The sequence below is a fragment of the Klebsiella sp. K47 genome (assembly GCF_051858335.1).
Taxonomy (GTDB): domain Bacteria; phylum Pseudomonadota; class Gammaproteobacteria; order Enterobacterales; family Enterobacteriaceae; genus Klebsiella; species Klebsiella pneumoniae.
In genome coordinates, this window is record NZ_JBPYUI010000609.1 from 1 (window position 1) to 209 (window position 209).

The following is a 209-nucleotide window of genomic DNA, read 5'->3' on the forward strand; positions in this document are numbered from 1 at the left end:
GTATCACTGTTATTTATTTTATATGAGGTGATAGTTGGCAATCCATATACACTGACATTGATGGGATTTGATGTTTTAGTTGTTCCACTAAAACTGGTTGTTTTCAATGAATACGTGAAGTCACCTACTGTTCCCATTGAAACAGCTTTGTTGGTCGATGATTTATCTACGGCACCAAATGGAACAAGTTCTAAGCCTTCACTGTCATT

Annotated in this window: 1 protein-coding gene; it reads left to right on the plus strand. The window is 36.4% G+C overall.

The window, feature by feature from the left end:
- A partial coding sequence (locus RRF55_RS29420) for a hypothetical protein (protein ID WP_439419516.1) occupies window positions 1–209 on the plus strand: 209 nt, incomplete at both ends.